This window comes from Mesorhizobium sp. M4B.F.Ca.ET.203.01.1.1 (assembly GCF_004791025.1).
In the GTDB taxonomy this organism is placed as follows: Bacteria; Pseudomonadota; Alphaproteobacteria; order Rhizobiales; family Rhizobiaceae; genus Mesorhizobium; species Mesorhizobium abyssinicae.
In genome coordinates this window covers 353,423-373,978 of record NZ_SRUO01000004.1, presented here as the reverse complement: position 1 = coordinate 373,978, position 20,556 = coordinate 353,423, and the positions used below count along the sequence as shown (strand labels likewise).

The 20,556-nt window shown below is 64.2% G+C and carries 24 protein-coding genes and 1 pseudogene; 14 read left to right on the top strand and 11 right to left on the bottom strand.

The window, feature by feature from the left end; genetic code table 11:
• Positions 1 to 129: 129 nt before the first annotated feature.
• From EN846_RS11735 to EN846_RS11715, 5 genes and pseudogenes are all read right to left on the bottom strand, one after another.
• Positions 130 to 737, bottom strand: a pseudogene (locus tag EN846_RS11735) (methyltransferase domain-containing protein).
• A gap of 206 nt (positions 738 to 943) precedes the next feature.
• A complete protein-coding gene (locus EN846_RS11730) occupies positions 944 to 1,933 on the bottom strand; it encodes an AraC family transcriptional regulator (RefSeq protein ID WP_245493298.1) in 990 nt (329 codons plus the stop codon).
• 64 nt (positions 1,934 to 1,997) lie between these two features.
• A complete protein-coding gene (locus tag EN846_RS11725; RefSeq protein WP_127393138.1) occupies positions 1,998 to 2,828 on the bottom strand; it encodes an oxidoreductase in 831 nt (276 codons plus the stop codon).
• Positions 2,829 to 2,953: 125 nt separating this feature from the next.
• Positions 2,954 to 3,592: an HD family hydrolase gene (locus EN846_RS11720; RefSeq protein WP_127393137.1), complete on the bottom strand. Its 639-nt coding sequence runs from the start codon at positions 3,590 to 3,592 to the stop codon at positions 2,954 to 2,956.
• Positions 3,592 to 4,452: a folate-binding protein YgfZ gene (locus EN846_RS11715; protein WP_128346131.1), complete on the bottom strand. Its 861-nt coding sequence runs from the start codon at positions 4,450 to 4,452 to the stop codon at positions 3,592 to 3,594. The genes EN846_RS11720 and EN846_RS11715 overlap by 1 nt, the downstream gene beginning before the upstream one ends.
• An 84-nt stretch (positions 4,453 to 4,536) precedes the next feature.
• Here EN846_RS11715 and EN846_RS11710 point away from each other — a divergent pair, with 84 nt between their 5' ends.
• Entirely contained in the window at positions 4,537 to 5,868 is a 1,332-nt protein-coding gene (locus EN846_RS11710; RefSeq protein ID WP_128346130.1) for a dihydroorotase, read from the top strand.
• Between the two features lie 245 nt (positions 5,869 to 6,113).
• Entirely contained in the window at positions 6,114 to 6,479 is a 366-nt protein-coding gene (locus EN846_RS11705) for a hypothetical protein (protein WP_127394180.1), read from the top strand.
• Positions 6,480 to 6,566: 87 nt separating this feature from the next.
• On the opposite strand, the gene EN846_RS11700 is transcribed toward EN846_RS11705, so the two are convergent.
• From EN846_RS11700 to EN846_RS11685, 4 genes are all read right to left on the bottom strand, one after another.
• Positions 6,567 to 7,364 (bottom strand): hypothetical protein, encoded by a 798-nt coding sequence (locus EN846_RS11700; RefSeq protein WP_187331193.1) that lies wholly within the window; start codon positions 7,362 to 7,364, stop codon positions 6,567 to 6,569.
• 103 nt (positions 7,365 to 7,467) lie between these two features.
• Complete coding sequence (locus EN846_RS11695; RefSeq protein WP_126059159.1) at positions 7,468 to 7,725, bottom strand: hypothetical protein; 258 nt, start codon at positions 7,723 to 7,725, stop codon at positions 7,468 to 7,470.
• A gap of 350 nt (positions 7,726 to 8,075) precedes the next feature.
• On the bottom strand, positions 8,076 to 8,453 hold the full coding sequence (locus EN846_RS11690) for a TIGR02301 family protein (RefSeq protein WP_127394383.1): 378 nt from the start codon (positions 8,451 to 8,453) through the stop codon (positions 8,076 to 8,078).
• 72 nt (positions 8,454 to 8,525) lie between these two features.
• Positions 8,526 to 8,954: an NUDIX hydrolase gene (locus tag EN846_RS11685; RefSeq protein WP_128346129.1), complete on the bottom strand. Its 429-nt coding sequence runs from the start codon at positions 8,952 to 8,954 to the stop codon at positions 8,526 to 8,528.
• 116 nt (positions 8,955 to 9,070) lie between these two features.
• Here EN846_RS11685 and EN846_RS11680 point away from each other — a divergent pair, with 116 nt between their 5' ends.
• Positions 9,071 to 9,847 carry an SOS response-associated peptidase gene (locus EN846_RS11680; protein ID WP_127393283.1) on the top strand — a complete coding sequence of 259 codons (777 nt, stop codon included), beginning with the start codon at positions 9,071 to 9,073 and terminating at the stop codon, positions 9,845 to 9,847.
• A 92-nt stretch (positions 9,848 to 9,939) separates the two neighbouring features.
• Here the strand turns inward: EN846_RS11680 and EN846_RS11675 are convergent, their stop codons facing one another.
• Entirely contained in the window at positions 9,940 to 10,095 is a 156-nt protein-coding gene (locus EN846_RS11675; RefSeq protein WP_127286319.1) for a hypothetical protein, read from the bottom strand.
• Positions 10,096 to 10,485: 390 nt separating this feature from the next.
• On the opposite strand from EN846_RS11675, the gene cysS reads away from it, so the two are divergent.
• The 9 genes from cysS to EN846_RS11620 all read left to right on the top strand — a co-directional run bounded on the left by cysS (position 10,486) and on the right by EN846_RS11620 (position 18,422).
• Positions 10,486 to 11,919: a cysteine--tRNA ligase gene (gene cysS, locus EN846_RS11670; protein WP_127393284.1), complete on the top strand. Its 1,434-nt coding sequence runs from the start codon at positions 10,486 to 10,488 to the stop codon at positions 11,917 to 11,919.
• A gap of 256 nt (positions 11,920 to 12,175) precedes the next feature.
• Positions 12,176 to 12,535: an endonuclease domain-containing protein gene (locus EN846_RS11660; protein WP_245478299.1), complete on the top strand. Its 360-nt coding sequence runs from the start codon at positions 12,176 to 12,178 to the stop codon at positions 12,533 to 12,535.
• Entirely contained in the window at positions 12,532 to 12,918 is a 387-nt protein-coding gene (locus EN846_RS11655) for a VOC family protein (RefSeq protein WP_126055690.1), read from the top strand. Before EN846_RS11660 ends, EN846_RS11655 begins: the two co-directional genes overlap by 4 nt.
• 23 nt (positions 12,919 to 12,941) lie before the next feature.
• Positions 12,942 to 13,433 (top strand): GFA family protein, encoded by a 492-nt coding sequence (locus EN846_RS11650; RefSeq protein ID WP_127393285.1) that lies wholly within the window; start codon positions 12,942 to 12,944, stop codon positions 13,431 to 13,433.
• The gene (locus EN846_RS11645; RefSeq protein WP_127393286.1) at positions 13,430 to 13,906 is read left to right on the top strand and encodes a GFA family protein; all 477 of its coding nucleotides are present in this window, start codon (positions 13,430 to 13,432) and stop codon (positions 13,904 to 13,906) included. Before EN846_RS11650 ends, EN846_RS11645 begins: the two co-directional genes overlap by 4 nt.
• A gap of 17 nt (positions 13,907 to 13,923) precedes the next feature.
• On the top strand, positions 13,924 to 14,871 hold the full coding sequence (gene pip / locus EN846_RS11640) for a prolyl aminopeptidase (RefSeq protein ID WP_245493297.1): 948 nt from the start codon (positions 13,924 to 13,926) through the stop codon (positions 14,869 to 14,871).
• A 187-nt stretch (positions 14,872 to 15,058) separates the two neighbouring features.
• Entirely contained in the window at positions 15,059 to 16,675 is a 1,617-nt protein-coding gene (gene cimA / locus EN846_RS11630; protein ID WP_128346128.1) for a citramalate synthase, read from the top strand.
• Positions 16,676 to 16,757: 82 nt separating this feature from the next.
• Complete coding sequence (rarD, locus tag EN846_RS11625) at positions 16,758 to 17,687, top strand: EamA family transporter RarD (protein WP_127392889.1); 930 nt, start codon at positions 16,758 to 16,760, stop codon at positions 17,685 to 17,687.
• A gap of 48 nt (positions 17,688 to 17,735) precedes the next feature.
• A complete protein-coding gene (locus tag EN846_RS11620) occupies positions 17,736 to 18,422 on the top strand; it encodes a glutathione S-transferase family protein (protein ID WP_127284301.1) in 687 nt (228 codons plus the stop codon).
• Positions 18,423 to 18,429: 7 nt separating this feature from the next.
• Here the strand turns inward: EN846_RS11620 and EN846_RS11615 are convergent, their stop codons facing one another.
• The gene (locus EN846_RS11615) at positions 18,430 to 19,428 is read right to left on the bottom strand and encodes a transporter (protein WP_127284300.1); all 999 of its coding nucleotides are present in this window, start codon (positions 19,426 to 19,428) and stop codon (positions 18,430 to 18,432) included.
• A 369-nt stretch (positions 19,429 to 19,797) separates the two neighbouring features.
• On the opposite strand from EN846_RS11615, the gene EN846_RS35080 reads away from it, so the two are divergent.
• Positions 19,798 to 19,974, top strand: a complete 177-nt coding sequence (locus EN846_RS35080) for a hypothetical protein (protein WP_189521630.1) — start codon at positions 19,798 to 19,800, stop codon at positions 19,972 to 19,974.
• Positions 19,975 to 20,128: 154 nt separating this feature from the next.
• Entirely contained in the window at positions 20,129 to 20,503 is a 375-nt protein-coding gene (locus tag EN846_RS11610; RefSeq protein ID WP_127392888.1) for a hypothetical protein, read from the top strand.
• Positions 20,504 to 20,556 lie beyond the last annotated feature (53 nt).

Here is a 20,556-nt window from a genome sequence, read left to right as displayed (position 1 = left end):
TGAGCGAGTACTGTGGTAGTCTCCGGTTAATTTAGCGTTTGTTCAGCTAGCCGAATGCGGCGTAACCGTTGCCTGACGCTTTGCTTCGATCGCCGCGAAGCGCTTGTCCAGGGAAGCTGTTTCAGCCCATTATGGGCTGATCGTTGCAACGGTCCTGTCCCTTGGCGCCCTCGCCGGGTGGCGCGCAATCCGGTACACCGCCGCTGGCGGAACGTTCAGCATCGTGCGTCCAATGTGCGTTGCGCTGAGGCCCAGTCCCTCAAGGATCGGCTGCGCGACCGGGCATCGCGGACCATAGGTGAACTGGTAGAACGCCCCGCCGGGCTTCAGGTGAGCAAACGCCCCGTCGAGGATTGCTATCACCTTGTGGTCGGGCATGCTCAGCAGCGGCAAGCCACTGATGACCGCCCCGACGGATGCGTCATTGCGGAATTCGATATCCCCAGGCGGGCGGCGTCCATACGAAGCACGCGCGCCCGCGGAAAACGGGTTTCCAAATGCCGCGCGAAGTTCGCGCCGTATTCGACCAGGGTTAGGTCTTCCGGCCGCACGCCTCGCTCAAGCAGTTTTGCCGTGAAGACGCCGGTGCCAGGCCCAAGCTCGATGACAGGTCCGGTGCTGGATGTGATGTCCTGCGTCATGATCCTGGCCAGCGCGCTGCCGGACGGCGCGACTGCCGCAACCCGGAGCGGCGCGGCAAGCCAGGACCGAAAAAACATCCAGAAATCGTTCTGCATCCACGTCCTCGGAAGAAAGCCAGTGAGAATTCGACGAGGATCTGGATAGCAGCTGCTTGTGCACGGCACAGTGACGGAAGGCGCCGATGCACTTGCGGGGAACGCCAACGGCAAGAGCGCACCCAACGTGGCGGGGTGCTGACGGGGGCGGCGCATCCGGGCGACACCTTCGGTCTTCTCGACCGGTTGCGGCTGGAAAACTCCAGTCAGTGCATGAGGCTGTCGGAAGCCGCCCGTTTCAGGCCGTCAAAGTTGAGTTCCCGCCAGCGGTTGGGGGTCGTGCCCTCCCATTCCCGGAAAGCGCGATAGAACGAACTCGCATCCTGGTAGCCGAGCAGGCAGGCGACCTCGTCAATGTCGGCCGTTGGATCCGATAGCAATTGCCTGCCGAGTTCCTGTCGCGCGTCGACCAGAAGCTCGCGGAAGCTCGTTCCCTGCTCGGTGATACGCCGCTGCAGCGTGCGTTCGCTCATGCCAAGCTCGCGCGCAATGTCGGAAAGCTCCGGCCTTCCGCTCGCCAGGCTTCTCTTGAGAACGCTCTTCACCTGCTCACAGATCGAGCTTTGCGCGCTGAGTTCGCCGAGCGCGGCAGAAAGCGCGGGCGTGAGGATCTCTAGAAGCTCGGGGTTGTGGCCTGGAAAAGGGCGATCGAGGTCGGTGGACCGCAAAACCAGCAGGTCACGCGGGGCGCCGTAACGCACCGGACACCCGAAATAGGTCCGGTGCGCATCGCTTTTCGGATCGGGACGCCTGAATTCGACACGGCTGGGGGTAAGATGCTGTCCCGTTCCCCGCCGGCCGAGTTCGACGACAAAGGCAAAGGCGACATCCGTGGCAACGGCAGGTGTCGGCTCCTTGGCGTAGAGCCATTCGGAGCTTATCGTGCATTCGCCTTTCTCGTCGGCAACATGCAACTGCTCGGGCGAACAGAGGCGCTTGAAGCGCGCGATCCGGGCGATTCCGTCGCGGTAGTTGCGCGCGTGGAAGGCGGCAAGCGTGGATGGCGGATGGATCGCCGTATCGGCGGCTTCGACCAGCCTGATGCCGAGGGCGGGTTCGGGACAGAGGTCTTCGAGAGCCCTCCACAGCTCGAAGTATTGAGCGGTCGTGACAAAGGCGTGTTCGTTGAGGTGAAGGGTGGCGGGAAGCCGGGCCTGCCGCAACAAGGCGGAAGCTGGCAGGCCGAGACGTTCCACTGCGTGCCAGAATGCGCGTGGAGCCTTGCATTTGTCGGCCGGTATTCCGCTCACGCTCTTTCCCTCACCGCATCTGGCTTAGGATGAGGCGGTCGAACATGCGATCGCCCAACCACTTCCTGACACTGATCATCATTCTCGCATACTTGCCGGCGGCGTATCGGGTCCGCGGTCTGGTCGACCTGACGGCCGTCGAGACCACATCGGCGATGACGCTTGGGTCGCTGCCGCGGCCATGGCCGTAGCTCGCTTTCGTCGTCTTCGCCACCATTTGGGCCACCTTCGCATAGGCGCTGGTACCGGATCGCTTCAGAAGTCCGTCCGCTACGACATCGCCAAATCCGGTTTCGATCAGGCCGGGCTCGACAACCACAACCTTGATGCCGAAGGGTGCGAGTTCGAGCCGAAGGCTATCCGACCAGCCCTCCAGCGCATGCTTGGTCGCATGATACCAGGCGCCGAGCAGAGTATAGATCTTGCCGCCCATCGAAGTGATGTTGACGATCGTGCCGGCCTTCTTCCTGCGCATGGCCGGCAGCAGGAGTTGCGTCAGGCGGGCCGGGCCAAACACGTTGACCTCGAACTGATAGCGCGCTTCGTCGATGCCGATATCCTCGACCGGCCCGTAGAGACCGAACCCCGCATTGTTCACGAGCACGTCGACACCGTCGACCTCGGCGAGGATGCTGGCGACAGCCGCGTCGATCTCCGCGCCTTTCGAAATGTCCATGCGCAACGGGCGTGCCCCGAGCGCCGCGAGGTCCTCCATCCTGTCGATCTGGCGCGCGGCCACATAGACCTGAAAGCCGTCCTGAATCAGGCGCTTGGCGATTTCCTTGCCCATGCCGGAGGATGCGCCGGTCACGAGCGCTGTCCTTTTCTGTCTGTCAAACATGATTGCCTCTCATCTTGCTTGAGCCCAATCTAGGGTCGAGCAGAGGTGCCATTCACTGACAGAGCGCGCCATCACAGTAGCAGATTACGCCAAACTTGCCGCGCCTCTCGCGCGGCAGCATTCTTTCACGTCGTGGAATTCGCAGCGACGAAAGACGGACGCTTCGCCTCGAGCGCCGCGAAGCGCTTCAGGAAGGCTGCCTGCGCCCAGGTCACCGAGCGCGGGGTGAAGTCGAAGCGCTCGGCGGAAAAACCGCGCGGACGGCCGAAATATTCGGTCGCTTCGGCTGCGGAGAAGCCTGCAAGCAGCGTCGCCTCGTAGTAGGCGGCGATCTGGTCGGCGCGCTTGATCTCCTTGCGCAAGGCGGCACCGAGGTCCGCCGGCAGTGAGAAGCGCTGGTGGATGGCGCGCTGCAGGCGCAATTCGCAATCCTTGTAGGAGCCGCCCATCACCGACTTGAACGGCGAAATCATGTCGCCGATGACATATTCCGGCGCGTCGTGCAGCAGCGCCGCCAGCCGCGCGTCGGCCGAGGCCGCCGGCACCAGTTCGCAAAACAGCGCCTCCACCAGCAGCGAATGCTGCGCGACCGAAAAGGCGTGCTCGCCGCTGGTCTGGCCGTTCCAGCGGGCGACACGCGCAAGGCCATGCGCGATGTCGGCGATCTCGATGTCGAGCGGCGAGGGGTCGAGCAGGTCGAGCCGCCGGCCTGACAGCATGCGCTGCCAGGCGCGCGGCGGTGCGCCGGCGCGGTCGGCCGCCATCAGGCCTCCTCCGCGCCGGCGGCTTCCTGTGGAAAGCCGAATCTCGCCCAGGTCGGGATGGTGAGCGCGACGGAAACATCGCCGGCCGTGATCGGCTGGCCGGCTTCGAGCGCAGCCTTGACGCGGTCGATGCGGGCAATGGCAAGGCCTGCCGCGCCGGCGGTCGAGCCGAGCGTGCCGACCGGTCGTCCGGCGACCATCAGTTCGGTGCCCGGGCCGGGCAGGGCGCTCTCGGCGCCAACGATCAGCACGCGGCGCCTGGCGGTGCCGCGATGCTGCATGCGCGAGACCACTTCCTGGCCGACATAGCAGCCTTTCCTGAAGCCGACGCCGCCGGTCTCGTCGAGCAGCACGTCATGCGGGAAGGCATCGCCGAGCGGGTAGTCGGTCCCGCTTTCGGCAATGCCATGGGCGATGCGCAGCGCCTGCCACGCCGCGACGTCGCCACTCTGCGTCGCGGCGCCATAGCTGCGCTTGACCGTGACGTCGCGGAAGCGGGTGTCGGCGAGCGTCGTTGAATCGGAATCTGAGGCGGTTGTATCACCGCCCCACGCGACGGTGACAAGCGCCTGATCCTGCTTGGCAATCTCGGCCTTGGCTCTCAGCCGATACAGCATCAGCCGGCGCACGAAATCGTCAGCTACGTTAGTCCGGCATTCCAGGCAAAAGCCATTCTCGCCGGCGCGCGAGATCAGGAAGTCGAACAGGATCTTGCCTTGCGGGGTCAACAGCGCGCCGGGCTTTGCTTCGCCGGGGCTGAGCGCGTCGAGGTCGGTGGTGAGGATGTTCTGCAGGAAATGCTCGGCTTCCGGGCCTGACACGGAAATGAGGGCGCGGTCTTTCAGCAGGGCAAAGGGCATGGATTGAAAAAGAACCTGATCTTGCAAAACGGTCAGCCTTTACGTAAGCCCCTGACACTCCCCCCGCAAGAGACCGAAACGCCCATGGCCACGACCTACGACCTCATCCTGACAGGCGGCACGGTGGTCAACCATGACGGCGAGGGTTTTCGCGACGTCGGCGTGAAAGCCGGGCGCATCGCCGCGATAGGCGATCTCGGCCAGGCGTCAGCCGGCGAGACGATCGACTGCAAGGGCCTGCATATCCTGCCCGGCGTCGTCGACAGCCAGGTGCATTTCCGCGAGCCGGGATTGGAGCACAAGGAGGATCTGGAGACCGGTTCGCGCGCCGCCGTGCTGGGCGGCGTCACCGCCGTCTTCGAAATGCCCAACACCAACCCGCTGACCACCAGCGAAGCTGCCCTTGCCGACAAGGTGCGGCGCGCCACGGGCCGCATGCATTGCGATTTCGCTTTCTGGGTCGGCGGCACCCGCGACAATGCCGGCGATGTCGCCGAACTCGAACGGCTGCCGGCTGCTGCCGGGATAAAAGTCTTTATGGGCTCGTCCACCGGCGATCTGCTGGTCGAGGACGACGAGGGCGTCGCCTCCATCTTGAGAAACACACGTCGCCGCGCCGCCTTCCATTCCGAGGACGAGTTCCGGCTGCGCGAGCGGCTGGGCGAAAGGATCGAGGGTGACCCTTCCTCGCATCCTGTCTGGCGCGACGAGATCGCCGCATTGCGCTGCACCGAACGGCTGGTGCGCATTGCCAGGCAGACGCGCGCGCGCATCCACGTCCTGCATATCTCGACCGCGGAAGAAATCGTCTTCCTCGAACAGCACAAGGATGTCGCGACCTGCGAGGCGACGCCGCACCATCTGACGCTCGCCGCCGACGACTACGCACGGCTGGGCACGCTGATCCAGATGAACCCGCCGGTGCGCGCCGCGCGCCACCGCGACGGCGTCTGGCACGGCATCTCGCAAGGCATCGTCGACGTGCTGGGCTCGGACCACGCGCCGCACACGCTGGCCGAGAAGGCAAAGCCCTATCCGGCCTCGCCATCCGGCATGACCGGCGTGCAGACGCTGGTGCCGATCATGCTCGACCACGTCAATGCCGGAAGGTTGACGCTGCAGCGCTTCGTCGACCTCGCCAGCCACGGTCCGCAGCGCATTTTCGGGATGGCGCGCAAGGGCCGCATCGCTGCCGGCTACGACGCCGACTTCACGGTCGTCGACCTGAAGCGCCGCCAGACCATCACCAACGCGCAGGCCGGCTCGAAGGCCGGCTGGACGCCCTATAACGGCAAACAGGTCACCGGCTGGCCGGTCGGCACCATCGTGCGCGGTAGACGCGTTATGTGGGAAGGCGAGATCGTTACGCCTGGACAGGGCAGGGCGGTGGAGTTCTCCGAGGCGCTGCCGGCATAGGCCCAATAACGACCCGCTCTTCCGCGTCGCCATCGACCGATCGCGGTCCGGCCTGTTACCCGGGACCAAGCCTTACCGCAGCATCATCGCAATAGGGCTTCTTGGTTTCACGGAACCGCGCTCATCTCTTTGTTTGGACGCAATTCGGGCGAAAAGCCGTTTCACAATTTCCCTTGGAATTGCTCTAGAAAATCGAGAAAGACAGACTCGAGTTCTCGAAAATGGGGGAAATTATGATCAGACACATGCCTGCCATTCTGGCAATTCTGGGAATGACAGTAATTTCAGCAAATGCGCTAGATACATTGAAGCAGGGGGTTTCCGAATTAGGTGGGTCTGAATTTAATTACTCGATAGTGGATCTAGGTGCGAGCAACAGGCGCATAGAGGTCATTCATAACAAGGAAAAGTATGAGGGGCCTCTGGCTGAAATGTCATTTCGGGATCGCCACTTACAAGTGTTTGGAATGGTCGCACGATTGATCAAGGGTAGCTGTCAGAACGGTGTCAGCGCTTTGGGGGGTATATCCGTAAGCAGAGATCCTGAACAAGACGAGGATCCGGACGCCGAGCATCCTCAGATTTTCACTTGGGAATACAGCTGCAAATAAAACCAAGCGTAAGGCGGTCGTCGACCAAAGAGAGACAGCGGTGTCGCCGAGCCTGCGAGAGGCATGCGCCGCGCCTTCGCCAGTTGCTCAATCGCCGGCGACGAAGAACATCCACTGGCCCGCCGGCGTGATGCCGACGCGGTAGAAGATGTAGGCGCCGAACTGCTTCATGTCGTTATAGTCGCCGGCGGTGACGATCTTGAACAGCTCGACCCGCTGCTTGGCGTCGAGCTTGTCGAGCGGCAGCGCGAAGAAATACGGCCAGACATAGAGTTCCTGCGGCGTGCCGGCATCGACATGCACATAGCCGGCGCTCAGCACCTCTTCCATGATGGCGAGGATTTCCTGACCCTCCGAGTCGCCGGCAAGCCCCTTGAGGAAGGTGATCGGATCGCCCTCGATGTCGCCCAGCGACAGCTGTGTCATGGAATCGCCCTTGCCGATCAGCGGCCTGAGCTTCTCGATGTCGCCGCTCCGGCAGGCCTCGACGATCAGATCATGCATGCGCCTGACCGGTTCCGGCAGCTTGGCGAGGTCGTAGACGACTTCCGGCGGCGGCGCCTCCGGGTCGGAGTTCGGGCTGGCGGTGCCGCCGTCGTTCGCCGGCCCTTCCGGCTGGCTCTCCTCGGGCGCGTTGCCCGGCTGGCTGGTGGCGGGCGGGGTCGTGCCGAGCGGATCGGGCATCGGCACGGCGCTGCCGGGCGGCGCCATGTCGTCATCGGCCGATGGTGTCGCCGGCGAGGGCAGATCTTCGCGCTTGATCTCGCTCAGGGCATGGGCAGGGCTGATCGTGAGGCTGAGCGCCAGCGGAATCGCGGCGCAGAAGGCGGCAAGCCAGATGCTGAAAACCAGGCCGCGCGGCTGGCCTGAGGTCGAAAAATTCACCGCCTGCCTCTCCATGTGCCCAAGCCCGTCGGGCTGCTCGGGCCGGTTGGGTGCCTTTGATGCAATGATGCCCAAACGGCGCGCCGCCGTCAAAGAACCGGGCTCAGTGCTTCAGCCGCTCCGGTTCGAAGGCGCCGGCGATCACCTTTTCACGCATGCGGTCGAGCAGGGCAAGAGCCGAGGTCTCGCCATTGGCGCGCAGCATCTCGCCAAACGCGGTTTCAAGCGCTGCCTCGGCGATGATTTCCGGCTCGATGCCGGCCGACAACCCTTCCGCCCACGCCTCGCTGTGGCTCTCCACGGCGGTCAGGCGCTTCTCCTCCCTGACCAACGCGTCGATGTCGTTGACGGCATGTTCCATTGCGATGTCCACCCTGTTCAAGCGGCGATCCGTTGTGCGGATCGGGCCTGGGCTGTCCCTTTCACACGCAGGCTTGAGTAACCGTTTGTAAATACGACATTTTTGGGGTCGTACCCGCCAAAATCCGTCGCGTTGCAAAAGCCTGCGTTCGATAGTTTCCAAACTTAGCCGATTAGGCCGGCGAGCGGCACCAAAACCTTCAGTTTGAGTTAATTTCACATCCGCGCCGTAACGTTTCGTTAACGCTGTTGCAGAAGTGCAACATAAGGATTGCACCAAGATGGCGGCATAGACAAGCGCTGGTTCTGAAAACCTGTGGGTGGCGAGGGGGCGGGAGGCCGGACGCGCCGTCAGTTGCCGTAGCGCGAGGCGATGTCGCGCGACAGCGTCTCGCCTTCCTTCATGTAGCGGCTGATGGCTTCCGTCGCCGAGGCCGTGCATTGCGTATATGTGCCGCCGAAGGAACGGTAGCCGCGGTTGAACGAAGCGATGAAGCGGGCGCGCCGCTCAGGGTCGGGGTTTTCCGATGCCAGCAGCTCTTCCATTTCGACCCGCCACTGGTCGCCCTTCTCGCCGCAGAGATTGCGCAGGAAATGAAGCGATCCCAGCACTTCCGCCAGCCGCATCAGCCCAGGCTCGAAAGGCGCCTCGGCGGCGAGCGCCGGCCAAGCCGTCAGCGTCATGCTGGCGGCAAGCCATGCGGCAAGGAAGGGTGAGGCGCGGGTCATCAGGACCTTGTCGTGACGAGATAAGGCTTTGTGGCGAAACATTTTGTCGCCTGCAAGGCGATTTTCGCGGCCCTACGGTCCTGTATTTCCCCGAGCCCCCAGCAATTCCTCCGCCACCTCGAAAACGTCTCCCGCCAGCGGCATGGTTGCCATCTCGGTCAGCGTATAGAAGGCGGCCGTCTCGGCATCGTCGCTGGCCACCGGCTCGCCGCCGGCGTAAGCCGCGCCGAACACGGTCAGCAGATAGTCGACCGCGTGATTCTCACCGCTGCCATCGATGTGGATATCGCGCAGCGGGCGGTAGCCATCGGCCCGCAGTCCGGTTTCCTCCTCGAGCTCGCGCGCCGCCGCTTGCGCCTGCGTCTCGCCGGGCTCGACCTTGCCGCCCGGATAGGCATACAGCCCTTGCGACGGCGGCCGCGCCCGCTTGACCAGAAGGACCTTGTCGCCGCGCACGATCGCAACGGAAACGGCCGGTATGATCTTGCGAGCTTCTTTCATGCGCTTGGGGCCGCTTCGTCTGTCAGCTTGGTTGTGGACCGGACAGCTTTAGCGGTTGCAGTGCCGTGGTTCCATCGCCACTTTCATGACGATCCCCAATCGAAGAGCCGAAATCCATGTGCGGACGCTTTGCCCTGACCGCCACGCCGGAGCAGACCGCAGCCTTTCTCGGCCTGGCGGAATTGGAGACGTTTCCGGCCCGCTACAACATCGCGCCGACGCAACCGGTGCTGATGGTGCTTGCCGGTCCATCAAGGGCGCCGGGCTCGAATTTGCCGGACCGCCAGCCGATGCTGGTGCGCTGGGGGCTGATCCCGACCTGGGTCAAGGACACCAGGGAGTTTCCGCTGCTGTTCAACGCCCGCTCGGAAGGAGCGGCGCAAAAGGCGTCGTTCAAGACCGCCATGCGCCATCGCCGCGCCTTGGTGCCGGCCTCCGGCTTCTATGAATGGCGGCAAGCCGGGGACAAGGGTGCAGGTGGTTCGAAGGGCCAGCCCTACTGGATCCGTCCCAGGCATGGCGGGCTCGTTGCTTTCGCCGGTCTGATCGAGACCTATGCCGAGCCCGGCGGCTCGGAGATTGACACCGGCGCCATCCTCACCGCCCGTGCCAGTTCGGGCATCGCCCATATCCACGACCGCATGCCGGTGGTGATCGAGGAGCGCGACTTTGCCCGCTGGCTGGATTGCCGCACGCAGGAGCCGCGCGACGTCGCCGACCTGTTGCGGCCGGCCGAACCCGATTTCTTCGAAGCTGTCCCGGTTTCCGACCTTGTCAACAAGGTCGCCAACACTGGGCCGGAGATTCAGGAGCGGGGCATTGTCGGGCCGCAAGCCGAGAAGGTCAGGCGCCAGAAGTCCGGCGGGGACGACAGTCAGATGACGCTATTCTAGCGAAGCCCGTCGAGGCCTTCATTTCCAGGGCGCTTGGTCGCGCCCTCATCGCCGGCGCCCCCATCATCGGAGGCTGCGCCGGTCGTGCCGTTTCAGGCGGCGCGCGGCGAGATGATCTTCTGTGCCGGCTTCTTCTTCTTGGCGGTGTGCAGAAGGGCGGCGACGATCGCGGCCGGTCCGATCGCCCGATATTGGTTGGCGAGCGCCGGTTGCTTGGCGCGGCTCGGTTCCTGCTTGCTTCGTGGCATTGGTCTCTTCCCTGGTAACATTTGCGTGTCCGCGTTTGATGGCCGATTCCGACCAAATCGTGACGCCTGGCGATCTAGCCGGCGAATGTTTCATCACTGTGCCGACATGTTTAATAAAATGTTTCAGTGCCTCATAAGCCGTGACCCGGCGACTCGTTTGCTCAAAGTTGCGACTTGACGGCAACACCCGGCAAGGCGATAAAGCCGCGCATGAAAACGTTTTTCGCCATTTGTGGCATTTGCATTATTGACTAGCCTCGCGCTGGTCCGGACGTTTTCGCCTCATCTTTCCCCAGATTGGACAAACGCCCCGGCCAGCAGGCTGGAGCCCGGTTTGCGCCTTGGCGCAAGGAAGGCTCCGTCCAAATCCAAGGGATCGGAAGGGCACGCATGTCTGACGCATCGAAGGGTCTCAGCCTCTACAACACGCTGACGCGGACGCAGGACGATTTCGTCCCCATCGATCCGCAAAATGTGCGCATGTATGTGTGCGGCCCGACGGTCTACGACTTTGCCCATATCGGCAATGCGCGGCCAGTAATCGTCTTCGACGTGCTGTTCCGTCTGTTGCGCCAACTCTATGGCGAGAGCCACGTCACGTATGTGCGCAACATCACGGATGTCGACGACAAGATCAACGCCCGCGCACTGCGCGATTTCGGCGCCGAAATTGCGTCGGGAAAGCTGTCGCTCAACGAGGCGATCCGCCGTGTGACGGAGAAGACCGCCGACCAGTACCACAAGGATGTCGCGACGCTCGGCTGCCTCCCACCGACCTTCGAGCCGCGAGCCACCGAATTCGTCCTGCCGAGGCCGGACGGCAAGGCCGACATGATCACGCTGATCGAGCGCCTGATCGGCCGCGGCCACGCCTATCAGGCGCAGGGTGAGGTGCTGTTCGACACCGCATCGATGCCCGACTATGGCGAACTGTCGAAGCGCAATCTCGACGAGCAGCAGGCCGGCGCCCGCATCGCCGTCGACGCGCACAAGAAGAACCCCGGCGATTTCGTCCTTTGGAAACTGTCCTCGCCGGAGGAACCCGGCTGGGAAAGCCCGTGGGGCAGGGGCCGGCCCGGTTGGCACATCGAGTGCTCGGCGATGTCGGCCGCCTATCTCGGCGAGGTCTTCGACATCCATGGCGGCGGCCTCGACCTGATCTTCCCGCACCATGAAAACGAGATCGCCCAGTCGCGCTGCGCCCACGGCACCGAGGTGATGGCCAATGTCTGGATGCACAACGGCTTCCTTCAGGTCGAGGGCCAGAAGATGTCGAAGAGCCTCGGCAATTTCTACTCGATCCATGAGCTGCTGGAGACCGAGACCTTCGGCGGCCGCAAATGGCCGGGCGAAGTGCTGCGGTTGGCGATGCTGATGACGCATTACCGTGAGCCGATCGACTTCTCCGTGCGCAAGCTGGAGGAAGCGGAGAACACGTTGCGCAAGTGGAAGCGCGCCTCGGATTTGGCGCCGGCGGCCGGGCAATTGCCGGCGGAGGTCGTGGCGGCGCTGTCCGACGATCTCGCGACCTATGCCGCCTTCCAGCAGTTGACGCAGCTTGCCGGCGAGGCGGCGGAAGGCAACGATGCCGCCGCGTCGCTGAAGGCCGCGCTCGCCTTCCTCGGCTTCGATGTCGGCACGGCCGAGGTGGACGAGGCGGCCATCGCCAAGGCCATCGCCAAACGCCTGGCGCTGATCGCCGGGAAGAACTGGGCCGAGGCCGACCGCATCCGCGACGAGCTTCTGGCGCAGGGCGTGCAGCTGAAGGACGGTAAGGATCCTGTCACCGGCGAGCGTGTGACTACGTGGGAGATCAAAAGGTGAGGTTGGGCGCTCGGATAGCAGGATTGGAGAGGTTGGAGCGAGGCCCCCCTCTCTGCCCTGCCGGACATCTCCCCCTCAAGGGGGGAGATTGGACGTTGGCTTGGCTTTCGCCAATCACCGAGGTGGAAAGTGGAGCGCCGTCGGCGAAGCTGCCGATCTCCCCCCTTGAGGGGGAGATGCCCGGCAGGGCAGAGAGGGGGGCCTCGCGATGACCCATCATCGGGTATCTCCCGCCAAACGCGGCAATGCGCGCAAGATGCGCAAGGCGATGACCGATGCCGAGCTGAAGCTTTGGAATGAGGTGCGTGCTGATAGGCTGATGGGAATGGCGTTCCGACGTCAGATGCCGATAGCTGGCTACATCGTGGATTTTGCCTGCCCCAGCAAGAAGCTGATCGTTGAACTGGACGGCTCTCAGCATGCGTCGCCTGACGTCTCCGCATCCGATGCTGCGCGAACCGCGAAGCTTGAAGCGCTCGGCTGGACCATCCTGCGCTTCTGGAACGACGACGTCATCCGCGATATCGACAATGTCTGCCAGCACATCGTGATCGAGGCTGGCCTCGCCGGCGCCGATAGGCCGGCGCGCGAACCGACAAGGGAGGCAGTTCCATGATCGACCATCTCGGCATCACCGTTTCCGATTTCGACGCCTCGAAGGCCTTTTACGACAAGGCGATGGCGCCGCTCGGCGCTTCGCTGCTTTACATGGTGCCCACCGAATACACCGGCGGCGCCAAGGTCGGCGGTTATGGCCGCGACCGGCCGGTGTTCTGGCTGAGCTCGGGCAAGGACAAGCCGAAGGATCACCAGCATGTGGCCTTCACCGCGCGCAGCCGCGCCGAGGTCGATGCCTTCCATGCCGCAGCCCTTGCCGCCGGCGGCAGGGACAATGGCGGCCCGGGGCTCCGCCCGCACTATCATCCGAACTACTATGGCGCCTTCGTCTTCGATCCCGACGGCAACAACGTCGAGGCGGTCTGCCATGATCCGGAGTGATCGGCCATGAATTGGAGTGAGTCATGAGCCTCGACAACCGGCCGGTCTATACAGGCGGCTGCCAATGCGGCGCGGTGCGCTTCCGCGTCGAGGGCGCGCTGGGCGATGCCTCGATCTGCCATTGCCGCATGTGCCAGAAGGCGAGCGGCAATTTCTATCTGCCGCTGGTCTCGGTGCGCGGCGCCAGGGTCGAATGGACGCGCGGCGAGCCCAAGCGCTTTCGTTCTTCCAGCGCAGCATGGCGCGGCTTCTGCGCCGAGTGCGGCACGCCGCTGACCTTCGAGGCGCCCGACGGCATGGCGCTGGCGATCGCCGCCTTCGACGATCCGGCCGGCATCGCGCCCACCATCCAGTGGGGCACCGAAGCGAAGCTGCCTTACGTCGATACGATCCCGAAATTGCCGGGCGAGGACACGATGGCCGACATCGGCTCGGCGCCTTATCTGGCCGAGCTCGTCTCCTATCAGCACCCCGACCACGACACCGACCAATGGCCGCCGGAGGAAAGATCATGACCGACACCGTTCGAACCGGCGGCTGCCAATGCGGCGCCGTGCGCTTTCGCATCAAGGGCGCGCTCGGGCGCCCGTCCATCTGCCATTGCCGCATGTGCCAGAAGCAGTTCGGCTCCTTCTTCGGGGCGCTGGTGACGGTGCCGAAGGATGGCGTCGAATGGACCCATGAGGAGCCGAGCTACTTCCAGTCCTCCGTCAACATCGATCGCGGCTTCTGCGCCCGTTGCGGCACGCCGATGACCTACCGCCAGCAGGGCCAATTGGAGATCGCCATCGGCGCCTTTGACGACCGCTCCGACCTCGCGCCGCAGATCCAGGTCAACTACGCGGTGCGGCTGCCCTGGGTGGAAAAGATCTTCGAAGCGCCGATCCATGAGGACTCCGACTTCTATCGACGGCAGGAGCAGATCATCTCCTTCCAGCATCCCGATCACGAGACGGCCAACTGGCCGCAGCAGGGCTTGAAACTATGACGATCGCCGGCGGCTCCATGCGTACCCTCTATCCGGAGATCGAACCGTTCGAGTCGGGCATGCTCGATGTCGGCAATGGCCACACCGTCTACTGGGAGCGCTCCGGCACCAAGGGTGCCAAGCCGGCAGTCTTCCTGCACGGCGGCCCGGGCGGCACCATATCGCCAAAGCATCGGCGGCTGTTCGATCCCAAGCTCTACGACGTCATCCTCTTCGACCAGCGCGGCTGCGGGAAATCGACGCCAAACGCCTCGCTGGAGGCCAACACCACCTGGCATCTCGTCGCCGATATCGAGCGCCTGCGCGAAATGGCGGGCTTCGACAAATGGCTGGTGTTCGGCGGCTCCTGGGGTTCGACGCTGGCGCTCGCCTATGCCGAGACGCATCCTGAGCGGGTGAGCGAACTCGTCGTGCGCGGCATCTACACGCTGACGCGCGCCGAGCTCGAATGGTACTATCAGTTCGGCGTCTCCGAGATGTTCCCCGACAAATGGGAGCGTTTCCTGGCGCCGATCCCGGAAGCCGAGCGCGGCGACATGATGGCCGCCTATCGCAAGCGGCTGGTCGGCTCCGACCGCAAGGCACAGGTCGAGGCCGCGCTTGCCTGGAGCCTGTGGGAAGGCGAGACGATCACGCTCTTGCCGGAGCCGGAAACCAGCGGCAAGTTCGGCGAGGACGACTATGCCGTCGCCTTCGCCCGCATCGAGAACCATTACTTCGTCCATGCCGGCTGGCTCGAGGAGGGGCAGTTGCTGCGCGACGCCTGGAAGCTGAAGGACATCCCCGGCACCATCGTCCACGGCCGCTACGACATGCCGTGCCCGGCGCGCTACGCCTGGGCGCTGCACAAGGCCTGGCCGAAGGCGAATTTCCATCTCATTGAAGGCGCCGGCCATGCCTATTCGGAGCCCGGGATCTTGGATCGCCTGATCCGGGCGACGGATGGGTTTGCGGGGAAGAAATGACAGCCCGCGGCACCCCCCTCTGTCCTGCCGGACATCTCCCCCTCAAGGGGGGAGATTGGCTTTCGTCGCGGCTTTCGCAAATTTTCAACGCTGCAGGTTGTGGCGCGGCATTCGAACTGCTGATCTCCCCCCTTGAGGGGGAGATGCCCGGCAGGGCAGAGGGGGGTGTTCAAGCGCCCACAGAACGATGACAAAGCAACGCCTCTATCTCTTCGACACCACCCTTCGCGACGGCCAGCAGACGCCGGGCATCGACTTTTCCGTGGAGGACAAGATCGCCATCGCCAAGCTGCTGGACGAGTTCGGCATCGACTATGTCGAGGGCGGCTACCCTGGCGCCAACCCGACCGACACCGCCTTCTTCCAGCAGAAGCGAACGGTGCGGGCAAAATTCGTCGCCTTCGGCATGACCAAGCGGGCAGGCGTGTCGGCCTCCAATGATCCGGGGCTGGCGGCGCTCGTGCAGTCGACATCGGATGCAATCTGCTTCGTCGCCAAGAGCTGGGACTATCATGTGCGTGTCGCGCTCGGTTGCACCAACGAGGAAAACCTCGACTCGATCAAGGTGTCGGTCGAGACGGCGGTCGCCGCCGGCAAGGAAGCCATGGTCGACTGCGAGCATTTCTTCGACGGCTTCAAGGCCAATCCCGCCTACGCGCTTGCCTGCGCCAGGACCGCCTACGATGCCGGCGCGCGCTGGGTGGTGCTGTGCGACACCAATGGCGGCACGCAACCTTCGGAAGTGCGCGCCATCGTCGAGACAGTGACCGCCGCAGGCATTCCGGGCGAGCATCTCGGCATCCACGCCCATGACGACACCGGCCAGGCGGTAGCCAATTCGCTGGCCGCCGTCGAGGCCGGCGTGCGCCAGATCCAGGGCACGCTGAACGGCATCGGCGAGCGCTGCGGCAACGCCAATTTGATCTCGATCGTGCCGACGCTTTCGCTGAAACCGGCCTTCGCCGACCGCTTCGAAACGAGCATTTCGGCCGAGGCGCTGACCGGCATCTCGCGCCTGTCGCGCGCCTTCGACGAATTGCTGAACCGCGCGCCGGAAGCCCAGGCGCCCTATGTCGGCGCTTCCGCTTTCGCCACCAAGGCCGGCATCCATGCCTCGGCGCTGGCCAAGGAGCCGGCGACCTACGAGCATGTGCCGCCGGAAGCCGTCGGCAACCGCCGCCGCGTCATGGTCTCCGACCAGGGCGGCAAGGCGAATTTCCTCGCCGAGCTGAAGCGCCGCGGCATCGACGTGCCGAAGGACGATCATCGGCTCGATGCGCTGATCGCGGTGGTCAAGGAACGAGAGGCCTCGGGCTATGCCTATGAGGGTGCCGACGCCTCCTTCGAGCTGCTCGCCCGCAAGATGCTGCACGGCCTGCCGGAGTTCTTCAACGTCACCTCGTTCCGCTGCATGGTCGAGCGCCGCTTCGACGCCAACGGCCAGCTGAAGACGGTGTCGGAGGCGATCGTCAAGGTGATGGTCGATGGCGAGGAGAAGATGTCGGTGGCCGAAGGCCACGGCCCGGTCAACGCGCTCGACATCGCGCTCCGCAAGGATCTCGGCAAATACCAGAACGAGATCGGCGACCTCGAGCTTGCCGACTTCAAGGTGCGTATCCTCAACGGCGGCACCGAGGCCATCACGCGCGTGCTGATCGAATCGCACGATTCCAGAGGCGCCCGCTGGTGGACGGTCGGCGTCTCGGAAAACATCATCGACGCCTCCTTCCAGGCGCTGATGGATTCGATCGTCTACAAGCTGATGAAGAACCGCGACATGGCCGGGCTGGTGGCGGCGGAGTAGGTTGACCCATCAGCGGAAGTCCATTGATCCATCAGCAATTTGCGATGGTCTTGGGCGGGCGTCTGGCGCATAGCGTTGGGCCATGGCTACCGAACCCGATCAGCTCGATGCAGACGCCAAGGCCCGCCGCGGCTTCCTCCTGGCGCTGGGCGCCTATCTGCTGTGGGGGCTGCTGCCCTTCTACATGAAGGCTGTCGCGCATCTGCCGCTGATCGAGGTCATCTCGCATCGCATCGTCTGGTCGGTGCCGATCGCGGCATGCGTGCTGGTCTGGGCCGGCCGCACAGCCGATTTCAAGGCGGCGATCCGTTCGCCGAAAAGCATCGCCATGGCGGCGCTGACGGCGACGCTGATCTCGGTCAACTGGGGCATCTACGTCTGGGCGATCGCTGTCGACCGCACCGTCGAGACCGCGCTTGGCTATTACATCAACCCGCTGGTGGTGGTCGTCGTCGGCGCGGTGCTGCTCGGCGAGCGGCTCGACCGGCTGCAGATCGCGGCGGTCGCGCTGGCCGCGATCGCGGTGATGGTGCTCACAATCGAGGCCGGCAAGCTGCCCTGGGTGTCGCTGGCGCTGGCCTTCTCGTTCGCCGCCTACGGCTTCTTCCGCAAGACGCTGCCGATCGGCCCGAGCCAGGGCTTTTTGCTCGAAGTGCTTTTGCTGTCGGTGCCGGCGCTTTGCTACATCGCCTACCTGATCGCCACCGGACAGGACCATTTTGTCTCGGGCAACGGCACCGATACCGCGCTGCTGATCGGCTGCGGCCCGGTCACCGCCGTGCCGCTTCTGCTCTTCGCCTTCGGCGCCAGGCTGCTGCGCCTCTCGACCATCGGCATCATGCAGTACATCGCGCCGACCATGGTCTTCCTGATCGCCGTGCTGGCCTTCAACGAGCCGTTCGGCACAACGCAGGCCGTCGCCTTCGGGCTGATCTGGACGGCACTGGCGATGTACAGCTGGTCGATGTTCAGGGGCCGCGAGGTTCGCCAACCGGCGCCGGCGGCAAGATAGAAGCGGTTTTCCGTCCGGAACTGCATGAAACGAGGAGGGGCGCGCCCGATGTACGTTCTGCACATTGGCAACAAGAACTATTCCTCCTGGTCGCTGCGGCCATGGGTGCTGATGCGCACTCTCGACATTCCCTTCGAGGAGCGACTGACGCCGTTTCCGACCGGATCCAGTTTCAGCCTTTTTCGGTCGTTCTCGCCCAATGGCCGAGTGCCGTGCCTGGTCGATGATGGCTGGGCGGTCTGGGATTCGCTCAGCATCGTCGAATATCTGGCCGAGCGCCATCAGGACGTGTGGCCGGCGGACGCCAGGGCGCGTGCCTGGGCGCGCTCGGCCGCAGCCGAAATGCATTCGAGCTTCACCGCGCTCCGCAACCTCTGCCCGATGAGCTGCGGCGTGCGCGTCGAGCCGTTCCCGATGTCCGATGCGCTGAAGCAGGATCTCTTCCGTCTGAGCGATCTTTGGAATGACGGCCTCGCCCGCTTCGGCGGCCCGTTCCTGGCCGGCGACCGCTTCACCGCCGCCGATGCCTTCTTTGCGCCGGTGGCGTTCCGGGCGCAGTCCTATGGGCTCGAATTCGAGGGCGCTGCGGCCGCCTATCCGAAGCGGCTGCTCGACCTGCCTGCGATGCGCGAATGGTACGCGGCGGGCCTTGCCGAGACATGGCGCGAGCCCGAGCACGAAGCGGAAGTCCGCGCCGCCGGCGCCATCGTCGAGGATCTGCGGGCGACGGCGTAGGTCGCGCCTATACCCGCCCGAGCCGCCTGACGAACAGATAGACGGCGCCGGCGACCAGCAGCGACAGCGCCGTCACCACCCAAAAGCCCATCGGCGAATCCAGCAGCGGCAGGCCGCCGACATTCATGCCGAACAGACCTGAAATAATGGTCATCGGCAAAAGCACCGCCGTCATCACCGACAAGATGTAGAGCAACTGGTTGGACTGCATCGTCAGCTTGGCCATAAGCTCGTCCTGCAGCAGCCTTGTACGTGCCTGCAGCTGCTCGCCGTCGTGATAGAGCGTGTGCGCCCGGTGCGAGAGTCTTGCGGCCATGTCGTTGACCGCATCGGGCAGATCGTTGCGGTGCGAATGGTCGAGATGCCGAAACAGGCTGGTCAGCGTCGCCATCTGCCGGTGGATCACCACGAGCTGCCGGCGCGCGTCGACCAGCGCCTGCCGCTCGCTGTGCCATGCGTCGCAAACGATGCGGTCCTCGATGCCGTCGAGCGTCTCGGAAAGGCCGCCGAGTTCGGCCGCCATGCCGTCCAGAGACTGGCCCATCACCGCCTCGATCAGCTCGGCCGGCGAGCGGAATTTTCGCGTGCCGTTCTCCACCGCCTTGCGGATGGTGTCGACCGACTGCAGCGGCTGCTTGCGGGCGCCGATCAGCATCCTGTCGTTGAGCGCGAAGCGGAAATGGCCAAGCCCGCGCGCCTCGGCCGAATAGTCGTGGCGCAGGTCCGGCAGATCGCCATAGAGCCAATCGTCCTCGAGGTCGATGTGGCAGCCGTGGCTGGCGCTAAGGAAGGCTTCGCGCACGGGAGGCGGCAGCGCCTGCTCGCCGGCGATCTCCTGGCGCGCGCGTATGTCGGAGATCTGATAGCTGCGCCAGGTCCAGTGCGCGTCGGCGGCATCCTTGGTGCGCATGCCCTCGGCGGTGAAATGATAGAGGAAGAACAGCCCGTGCTCGTCGGGCAGATAGGGCGACAGGCTCTTGTCTTCCGAGGCGAGGGCGATGTTCATGGCGGCTTTGCCGGATCTTGTAACGGTCCAGGTCGCTGGGGCGGCCAAGCCAGGTTTCTAGCATGGCCGCCGCCGTTGCGTGTGACGGTTCCGTGACGCTGGAAGCTGTGCACGGAACCGCGATCCCTGTGATGGTTGGCCAGCCATCCCCGCCTGGCATGCGTTGCATATGCCGCCTGCGGTAGTCAGTGCAGATAGCCAAGCAGCCACAGAATGAGGATGATGGGCAATGGTATTCCGATGAGCCAGAGCAATGCGCCTCGCAGCATGACGATCTCCTGAATTGCTGTTGTCTGAGCCAACGCTAACGCTGCGGCTTGGTTCCGAGACGTAAATCTGGTGCAGTGGCTCGGCAGGCGGGGGGAACCGATGCTCAAATGGGGCGCAATCCTGGGCGTGATCGGCTTTCTTGGCGGCTTCGTTGGCCCGGTCATCTTCACGCCCGAAGCCAATCAAGGTCCGTTGCTCGGCATCTTCGTCACCGGCCCGCTCGGCTTCGTCCTTGGTCTGATCGTGGGGTTCGTGCTGTCGCTGCGGGCGGGCTGATGACAGAGCCTGCCTTGTCCCTGTCGCCGGTCGCGGCAAGGGCGCGTTGGGGCGATCACAACGCCGCGGACCAGTCTCTCTCTCGTTACGGGCCATTAATTCCAGCCTGCCACTCCAGGCTGTGTCCGACCGGCCATGACAAATGGGGGCAGCCATGGGCCAGCGCGCATTCATCACTTTGCTCATCCTGCTGGCGCTGTTTGTGGCGCTCTCGGCAACGCCGTTTCCGGGCGCGATGATCGGCTTTTTCTTCGGGGTCGCGGTTGCCTTCTTCATTGCCGGGCCGACGATGCTGATCGGCCAGGCACTGGAAAAGGCCGGCATGCCGGTGAGCGGCACGGCGGTTCTGTGGGCGCTGGGCGGTCTCTACGGGCTGCTCGTCCTTGCCGCGGCCTTCCAGATATGGCGACGGCTGCAGCAGCAGAACCCGGACGCGGCGCGATCGGCCGGGCTGCGGCTGGCGCTGCTCATCGCGCTGCCTTCTATTGCCTGGCTTTCCGTAAACGCAATGAAGAATGCCTGGCCGTGAGGTCTGGGCTGGGGCGATGTGAACTGGCAAGATGGACCATTCCTACCGGACGC